Annotated in this window: 7 protein-coding genes; all 7 read right to left on the minus strand. The window is 71.1% G+C overall.

The window, feature by feature from the left end; translation table 11 throughout:
• Nucleotides 1-16: 16 nt before the first annotated feature.
• The gene (locus ABZS58_RS42350; RefSeq protein ID WP_354789603.1) at nucleotides 17-556 is read right to left on the minus strand and encodes a helix-turn-helix domain-containing protein; all 540 of its coding nucleotides are present in this window, start codon (nucleotides 554-556) and stop codon (nucleotides 17-19) included.
• Between the two features lie 123 nt (nucleotides 557-679).
• Nucleotides 680-1,042 carry a hypothetical protein gene (locus ABZS58_RS42355; protein WP_354789605.1) on the minus strand — a complete coding sequence of 121 codons (363 nt, stop codon included), beginning with the start codon at nucleotides 1,040-1,042 and terminating at the stop codon, nucleotides 680-682.
• Between the two features lie 49 nt (nucleotides 1,043-1,091).
• Nucleotides 1,092-2,081, minus strand: coding sequence for a BadF/BadG/BcrA/BcrD ATPase family protein (locus tag ABZS58_RS42360; RefSeq protein ID WP_354789606.1), 990 nt, complete (start codon nucleotides 2,079-2,081; stop codon nucleotides 1,092-1,094).
• Entirely contained in the window at nucleotides 2,078-3,319 is a 1,242-nt protein-coding gene (locus ABZS58_RS42365; protein WP_354789608.1) for a 6-phospho-beta-glucosidase, read from the minus strand. The genes ABZS58_RS42360 and ABZS58_RS42365 overlap by 4 nt, the downstream gene beginning before the upstream one ends.
• Complete coding sequence (locus tag ABZS58_RS42370; protein ID WP_354789609.1) at nucleotides 3,316-4,137, minus strand: carbohydrate ABC transporter permease; 822 nt, start codon at nucleotides 4,135-4,137, stop codon at nucleotides 3,316-3,318. The genes ABZS58_RS42365 and ABZS58_RS42370 overlap by 4 nt, the downstream gene beginning before the upstream one ends.
• Nucleotides 4,134-5,045 carry a sugar ABC transporter permease gene (locus tag ABZS58_RS42375; protein ID WP_354789611.1) on the minus strand — a complete coding sequence of 304 codons (912 nt, stop codon included), beginning with the start codon at nucleotides 5,043-5,045 and terminating at the stop codon, nucleotides 4,134-4,136. Before ABZS58_RS42375 ends, ABZS58_RS42370 begins: the two co-directional genes overlap by 4 nt.
• A 1-nt stretch (nucleotide 5,046) precedes the next feature.
• Complete coding sequence (locus ABZS58_RS42380) at nucleotides 5,047-6,348, minus strand: ABC transporter substrate-binding protein (protein ID WP_354789612.1); 1,302 nt, start codon at nucleotides 6,346-6,348, stop codon at nucleotides 5,047-5,049.
• Nucleotides 6,349-6,510 lie beyond the last annotated feature (162 nt).

Here is a 6,510-nt window from a genome sequence, read left to right on the forward strand (position 1 = left end):
AGGGACTCAGAGGGATTCAGAGGGACTCCAGGGCCCGGCCGGCGGTGGCGATGAGCGCCGCCCGCAGGGTCGCGTCGTCGAACTCGGTGCAGGCGAAGATCACCGCGGGCAGCCCGGCGAGGACGAACTTCGCGGACAGCCGCGACTGTGCGGTGCCGGACGTGCCGGCGAGGGTCGCATGCAGCTGTTCCGTCAGCTGGTGTACCGGCCGGAGGGCCGGCTGCAGGAGGAGGGCGGGCAGGTCCCCGTAGATGACCTGGATCTCGCGGCGGTGGCGCATCGCCAGCTCGACGAACCCCTCGACGGCGATCTTGCGCGCGGCGGCGGGGCCGGGGGCGGCGCCGACCTCGTCGAGGAGGTCCTTGAGCTCGGCGATGGCGGGCGCGCACAGCTCGCGGAGGATCGCGTCCTTGCCGTCGAAGTGATACAGCAGGGTGGCCTTGGAGCAGCCGACCTCGGCCGCGATGTCCTGCAGCGACGTGCCCTTGTAGCCGGACTCGGCGAACTGGCGGCTGGCGGCGGCGAGGATCTCGTCGCGGGTCCTGCTGCGGGCCATGGCGGGTCACCTCCGACGGTCAGCATGCCTGACCGATCGGTCAGAACCTGACCGATCGGCCAGTTCTGTGCCCGACCTCACAACTCCATCGGCGGGCGACCGCCGGGTTTGAGCAGTCCGGTGTCAGCTCGCGACGGTGAGCGGACTGCCCGCGGTGTCCACGATCGGCCTGCCCAGCAGCGGCAGCTCCAGCCGCCACGGCACGACCCGCGACGTCGTCGGCGCGGTGCCGCACGAGGGCAGGTCGTGCACGTAGGCGGCGAGCGCCACGCTCCGGACGCCTTCGACGCTGCCTATCCGGTCGAACTCCTGACAGCTCGAGAACGTCAGGTGCACGTGGAGCGTGCGCCCGTCGGTGTCCCGTGCCACCTCGACGTAGTCGATCGGCACGCGGGTCAGATCCGGGCGCGTCACCCACACCACCGCGATGGCGGCCGCGACCGCGCACGCCACCACACCCAGCCACACCATGCTCCGCCGAGCCATCCGGATCCCCCGTCCGTCGGACATCGACGATAGCGGTGGATCCGGATGCCTACAGGCCCGCCAGGCCCGCCCGGACGGCGGCCTCCACGGTGCCGGGGACGGGGCCGCCGTGCAGGGCGTCGAGGGCGAGCAGCGCCGCACCCGCGACCGGCGGCGACGACAGCACCGTCACCGACGCCCGCGGTGACAGCGCCGCGAGCCGCGCCAGGATGTCGCCGTGCAGCTGCGGGTGCCGGGCGGTGAGCACGCCCCCGCCGAGCACGACCGTGTACGCGGCGTCCAGCAGCTCCAGCCGGTCCGCGGCGACCCGGACCAGGGCCTCGATCTCGTCGGCGAGCCGGGCGACGACCCGCGACGCGACGGTGTCGCCGGCCGCGGCGACGGTGAACAGGACCTCGCACAGCTCGTCGAGGCGGCCCGGCGGCAGGTCGCCCAGGTGCAGGGCGACGCTGACCGCCTCGGCGCTGGGCAGCCCGAACAGGTCGGTGACAGCGCCGGTCAGGGCGGTGGGCCGGCCGCGGCCGTCCTCACCGCGGACCGCGTAGTAGAGGGCGAGCGCGGCGAGCGCCTGCCCGCCGCCCCAGTCGCCGGACAGCTGGCCCAGCGCGGGGAAGCGCGACGTCCGCCCGTCGCGGCGGCGCCCGGCGGCGTTGATCCCGGCGCCGCAGACGACGCCGACCGCGTCGGGGTCCGCGGTGCCGGCGCGGAGCAGTGCGAACAGGTCGTTGTCGACGGTGACCGTGTCGGCCAGGCCGAGCGCCGCCACGCCCTCGTTGAGCCGGTCGACCTCGACGGGCAGGTCGGCGCCGGCGAGGTACGCCGAAAGCCGGCTCAACGGCAGCCCTTCCGGCAGGGCGGCGGCGGCCCGGGCCTGCCGGACCAGGTCGCCGAGCGTGTCGAGGCAGCCGGGCAGCCCGATGACGTGCGGGGACACGGTGGGTCCGTGGATGCGGGCGAGGATCCGGCCGTCGGAGTCGCCGAGCACGACGTCGGTCTTGGAGTTGCCGCCGTCGACCGCGGCGTAGAGCCGTGCGGTCACGACAGCCACGCGAGGTGGTCGCGGTTCGCGGCGAGCAGGTCGTCGGTGAGACGGGTCGCCTGCTCGTGCTGGCCGACGAGCGGGTGCGCGAGCAGCGCCTGATACACCCGGTCCCGTCCGCCCCGCACGGCGGCGTCGACGGCGAGCTCCTCGTAGGCGCTGACCGCGCCGACGAGACCGCGCAGGTGCGCGGCCAGGGGAGGGGCCGGCAGCGGGGTCGCGCCGGTCGCGCCGACGCGGCAGGTGACCTCGATGACGGCGTCGTCGGGCAGGAACGGCATGGTGCCGCCGTTGCGCACGTTGACGGCGTGGATGCCGCCGTCGTCGTGCTGCAGTGAGGCGATCAGCCCGACCGCCGCCTCGGAGTAGAACGCACCGCCGCGCTGCCCGAGCAACGCGGGCTTCTCGGTCAGGGCGGGGTCGGCGTACATGCGCAGCAGCTCGGACTCGATCTCGGCCACCTTCGCGCCCCGCGTCGGCTTCCCCCGCTCCTCCGACACGACCTCGTCGTGGCAGTAGAAGTACCGCAGGTAGTACGACGGCACGTTGCCCAGCGAGGCCAGCACCGGAGCCGGGATCTGCACCTCGGCCGAGATGTCGTCGAGGTGATCGGTGAGGAGCGAGGGCAGCCGGTCCACGCCGTCGACGTATGCCGCGCGCTCCCACGTCAGGTGGTTGAGCCCGACGTGGTCCAGTACCACCGCGGACGGCGAAACGCCGAGTGTCGCGGCGAACCGCCGCTGGAAGCCGATCGCCACGTTGCACAGGCCCGCCGCCTTGTGCCCGTGGTCGAGCAGGGCCCGCGTCACGATCCCGACCGGGTTGGTGAAGTTGACGATCCACGCGCCGGGGTCCGCCCGCCGGGCGATGTCCAGGACCACCGGCACCGTGCGCAGCGCCTTGGCGAGGCCGCCGGCGCCGGTCGTCTCCTGCCCGACGCAGTCGCAGGCCAGGGGGAACGTCTCGTCGCTGATCCGGGCCGCCTGCCCGCCGACCCGCAGCTGGATGACCACCGTCGACGCGCCGGCGAGGGCGTCGTCGACGTCGGACGTCCACCGCAGCGTCCCCGGGTGCCCGTGGGCGGCCATCAGGCGCCGGGCGAACGCCCCGACGACGTCGAGGCGCTCCCGGTGCGGGTCGAGCAGGACGATCTCCGAGGCGAACGGTGCGAGCCGCGCGAACCCGTCGATGAGCTCCGGGGTGTAGGTGGAGCCACCCCCGACGACGGCGATTTTCAACCTTTGACTCCTGTCAACGTGACACCTTGCACGAAGGCGCGCTGGGCGAAGAAGAACAGCACCACGACGGGCACCATCGTGAGGATGGTGGCGGCGCTGACGAGGTTCCACTGCACATGATGCAGGGTCCTGAAGGACGCGAGGCCCAAAGAGAGGGTCCAGTTGCGTTCGTTCTCGCTGGTGTACAGCAGTGGCCCGTAGTAGTCGTTCCAGGCGCAGAAGAACTGGAACAGTGCCGCCGCGGCGATCCCGGGCCGGGCCATCGGCAGCACGATCTTCAGCAGGGTCCGCCACTCGCCGCACCCGTCGACCCGCGCCGCGTCGAGGTATTCGGTGGGGATGGTGAGCAGGAACTGCCGCAGCAGGAAGATGGAGAACGCGTCGCCCAGCAGCATCGGCAGCACCAGCGGCCACAGCGTGCCGGTGAGCCCGTAGTTCGCCCACATGAGGTACAGCGGCACCGTCGTGACCTGCGGCGGGATCATCATCATGCAGACGATGACGACGAGGTAGATCCCCTGTCCCCGCCAGCGCAGCTTCGCCAGCGCGTAGGCGGCGGGCACGCTGGCCAGGAGCATGAACGCGGTCGCCGCCACCGCATAGATCACCGTGTTGAGCAGGTACCGCGGCAGCGGCGTCTTGCTGAACACGTCGGCGTAGTTGGCGAAGCGCCACTCCCGCGGCCAGTAGGACGACGTCAGCGCCTGCGAGTCGGTCATCAGCGAGGTCAGCAGCAGGAAGAGCACGGGTGCGACGAACATGACGCACAGCGCGATGGTGATGCTGTGCCGGGCCGTCCACAACAACCAGCGGTTCATGTCACCTTCAAGGATCGGCGCAGGAGCAGCAGCGAGATCGCGAACGCGACGAGGAACAGCACGACCGCCATCGCGTTGGCGTAGCCGAGGGCGCCGTAGCGGAAGCCGACGACGTACAGCCACAGCGGATAGGTGAACGTGGACCCTTCCGGGTAGCCGAAGGTGGAGGAGATCCCGGCGCCGGTCGTCGCCTGCCCGCTGGCCGCCGACGCCGCGACCGCCGCCTGGGTGAAGTACTGCAGGGTGCCGATGACCCCGACGACGGCGGTGAACACCACGACCGGCGAGATGTGCGGCAGCGTCACGTTCCGGAAGCGCTGCCAGGCGTTCGCCCCGTCGATCTGGGCCGCCTCGAGCTGCGCCTGCGGCACGTCGAGCAGCGCCGCCAGGTACAGCACCATGACGTCGCCGACGCCCCACAGGCCGAGCAGGACCAGCGACGGCTTGGACCAGTCGGGGGAGTTGAACCACAGCGGCCCGTCGACGCCGACCTGCGCCAGGGCCGTGTTGACCGGGCCGACGCCGGGTTTGAGCAGGTACACGAACGCGAGGGTGGCGGCGACCGGCGGGGCGAGCGCCGGCAGGTAGAAGATCGTGCGGACCAGCCCGCCGCCCCGTTTGACGGTGGTGAGCAGCCACGCGGTGGCGAGGCCGCCGAGCATCCGGGCCGGGACCATGATCGCGCACAGCCACAGCGTGTTGACCGCGGCGCGGGTCAGGAACGGGTCGTCGAACAGGTGCCGGTAGTTGCGCAGCCCGACCCATTGCGGGGTGCTGAGCAGGTCGAACTTCGTGAACGAGAAGTAGACCGCGGAGCTCAGCGGATACAGGAAGAAGACCACGATGCCGACCGTCGCCGGCGCCATGAACGAGGCGACGGTCAGCGTGTGGCGGAGCTTGTGGTGCACGCTACCCGCCCAGCTGCAGCAGCGAGTTGACCTGCTTGTCCACATCGGACAGTCCCTTGCCCAGGTCGGTGGCGGCGCCGCTCTGCCAGGAGTCGCAGAACGTCTGGAACGTCTCCTGGTACGCGGGTCCGGCCGACGACGGCGGCGTGGTGGTGGTCTTCGGGTGGTTGAAGATGTCCACGAACGTCTTGAACTCCGCGTCCAGGTGCAGGTCCGGCGACGCCAGGGCCTCCTTCGTGGACGGGATGTTCTTGAGGCTGTTGGCGAGCTTGACGATCGCCTTCGTGTCGGTCGTCAGGTACTTGATGAGCTCCCACGCCGCCTCGGGGTTCTTCGCGGTGCGGGAGATGCCGATGACGTTGCCGGTGACGTAGCCGGATCCGTAGCGCTCAGGGCTGGACGTCGGCATCGGGGCGACCCCGAACCGCAGGTCCGGGGCCTGGTCCTTGGCGAACGCGATGCGGTACTCGCCGTCGAAGTTCATCGCGACCTGGCCCTTCTGGAAGGCGTTCGCGTCGGAGTACTCGTCGCCGAGGGAGGCGCGGAAGGCCTCGAGCTTGTCGTAGCCGTACCAGTCGACGAGGTCCTTCTGCCACTTCAGCAGGGTCTGCCAGGCGGGGTCGCCGCCGATCGCGGACTTCCCGTCGCCGGTGAGCCACTGCCCGCCGACCATCGGCCCGAGGTGCGACGGCGCGTTCTCGTAGAAGCCCCACAGCGGCAGGAACCCGGCGACCTGGATGGTGCCGTCGGCGGAGCGCTTGGTGAGCTTCTTCGCCGCGTCGGCGAACTCCTCGAGGGTCTTCGGCGGCCCGGCGATCCCGGCCTCGGTGAAGAGCTTCTTGTTGTAGTACAGCCCGTACGCGTCGGCGAGCACCGGCATCGCGCAGCGCTTGTTCCGGTACTGCGTGTACTCCTTGACGGTCGCCGGGAAGCCGTCCAGGGACACCTTGTCGCGGGTCAGGTACTGGCCGAGGTCCAGCCACGCGCCGCTGGAGCAGAACTGCCCGACGATGTCGGTGGAGTAGGACAGGCCGACGTCGGGGCCCTGCCCGCCGCCGATCGCCTGGGTCATCTTCGAGTCGTCCTGGCCGGACTTGACCACGACCTTGATCTTCGGGTGGGCGGCCTGGAAGTCGGCGACGACGGCGTCGATCGCCTCGGCCTCGCGGTCGGTGAAGAAGTGCCAGAACTCCACGGTGCCGGAGACGTCGGCGCCGGGGTCGGCGATGGGTCTGTCCTTCGGTCCGGGGGTGCAGGCGGTGGCGAGCAGCGCCACCGCGATGAGGGGGATGAAGCGACGCATGGGGTTCCTCCTGGGGGTCGGAACGAGGCGTGCGGAAGCGGCGGTCATGCCAAAGGCATTGACCGAGGTCACTTGCATGGGGGATGGTGTGTGGAGCGCGCGGACGCCGGTCGATGCCGCCAGATCCGGCCGCGGGCGCGGTTGGAGGGGGTGCCGTCAGGC

The sequence above is a fragment of the Dactylosporangium sp. NPDC005555 genome, assembly GCF_040605635.1.
Classification (GTDB): Bacteria; Actinomycetota; Actinomycetes; order Mycobacteriales; family Micromonosporaceae; genus Dactylosporangium.